This is a genomic window from Solimonas aquatica, from assembly GCF_900111015.1.
Taxonomy (GTDB): domain Bacteria; phylum Pseudomonadota; class Gammaproteobacteria; order Nevskiales; family Nevskiaceae; genus Solimonas; species Solimonas aquatica.
In genome coordinates this window covers 1-1,468 of the sequence record NZ_FOFS01000028.1, presented here as the reverse complement: position 1 = coordinate 1,468, position 1,468 = coordinate 1, and the positions used below count along the sequence as shown (strand labels likewise).

Here is a 1,468-nt window from a genome sequence, read left to right as displayed (position 1 = left end):
GGCCTGATGCTGGGCTGCATCTTCGATGACGATCCCTGCCTGTTCATCGAAGACGCCGTCACCCGCACCCAGACCGGCCCGGCGCCGGAGAAGGGCGTGAAAATCCCGCTGGGCAAGGCCCATGTGGTCAAGCCCGGCAAGGATGTCTCGGTGATCGGCTACGGCCGCGCCCTGCGCGACAGCCTCACGATTGCCGAGAAGCTGGAAGGTGAAGGCATCTCGGTGGAGATCGTCGATCTGCGCACCGTCTCGCCGCTGGACAGCGACACCGTCATCCAATCCGTGGCCAGGACCGGCCGCGCGGTGGTGGTGCACGAAGCGCCCAAGAGCTTTGGCGTGGGCGCCGAAGTGGTGGCGCGCATCCAGGAAGCCCTGTACGGCCAGCTCAAGGCCCCGGTGCTGCGCGTGGCCTCGCGCGATGTCACCGTGCCCTTCACCAAGGTGCTGGAACAGGCGTATCTGTACCAGCCCAGCGCCATCGAAGCGGCGATCCGCAAAACGCTAGAGAAATAAGTCATGAGCACCGAAGTCCGTATTCCGCAGATTGGCTTCTCCGCCCAGGAAGGCACGCTGACCGAATGGCTGGTGGCCGACGGCGGCAAAGTCGAAGCCGGCAAGCCGCTGTACACCCTGGAGCTGGACAAGTCGGTGCAGGAAGTCGAAGCGCCGGCTTCCGGCACGCTGAAGATTCACGCCGCCGCCGGTGAGGTGTATGCGGTGGGCGCCCTGATCGCTGAAATTCTGTAAGCAGCCGGCCACAAGTCGGGAGGAGCGAGCGTATGAACGACCTGGCACCGGCCCCCTGGCCCGAGAGCTGGCGTACGCTGGAACACGGGATCCGCAGCGGCCGTTACACCGACCCGGCGTTTGCCAGGCTCGAGCAGGACAAGCTCTGGCTGAAGGTCTGGCAGGCCGCCGCACGTCTGGACGAGATTCCCGAGCCCGGCGACTACACGACTTACGAGATCGGCGATCAGTCCGTGCTCATCGTGCGCGTGGACGCCGACACCGTGAAGGCCTATCACAATGTCTGCCTGCACCGCGGCACGGCCTTGAGCCCCGGCGGCAGCGGTCATTTCGAAAACCAGAAGATCATCTGTCCCTTCCATGGCTGGCGCTGGAATCTCGCCGGACAGAATGAATACGTGCTGGAGCGCGGACAGTTCCGCGGCGGCCAGCTGCGGGACAGCGATGTCGCCCTGCGTGAAGTCCACCAGGTGGTGCACGCCGGTTTCGTGTTCATCAACTTCGACAAGAACCCGGGTTCCTTCGACGACTACATCGCGCCGGTCCGGCAGCTGCTGGAAGATCTGGCGATTGGCCAGATGCGGCATTACTGGTGGAAGGCGCTGCCCGTCGAAGCCAACTGGAAGGTGGCGCAGGAAGCGTTCTTCGAGGGCTATCACGTGCCGGCCACGCATCCGCAGCTGGAGCCGGATGCTGCCGAGATCATCTACCAGGGTCAGCC

General features: G+C 64.5%; 3 protein-coding genes. All 3 read left to right on the top strand.

Annotation, left to right across the window (positions count from 1 at the left end; translation table 11 throughout):
* A partial coding sequence (locus BMY12_RS19800; protein WP_281242456.1) for a transketolase C-terminal domain-containing protein occupies positions 1 to 513 on the top strand: 513 nt, incomplete at its 5' end.
* A 3-nt stretch (positions 514 to 516) separates the two neighbouring features.
* Positions 517 to 747, top strand: a complete 231-nt coding sequence (locus BMY12_RS19795; protein ID WP_093289741.1) for a biotin/lipoyl-containing protein — start codon at positions 517 to 519, stop codon at positions 745 to 747.
* A 32-nt stretch (positions 748 to 779) separates the two neighbouring features.
* Positions 780 to 1,468 (top strand): aromatic ring-hydroxylating oxygenase subunit alpha (locus tag BMY12_RS19790; RefSeq protein ID WP_143069033.1); only part of this gene is annotated, 689 nt, incomplete at its 3' end.

Excerpts from the sequence above, each read along its gene's own strand:
- BMY12_RS19795 (WP_093289741.1), top strand. The coding sequence starts at position 517 with ATGAGCACCGAAGTCCGTATTCCGCAGATTGGCTTCTCCGCCCAGGAA.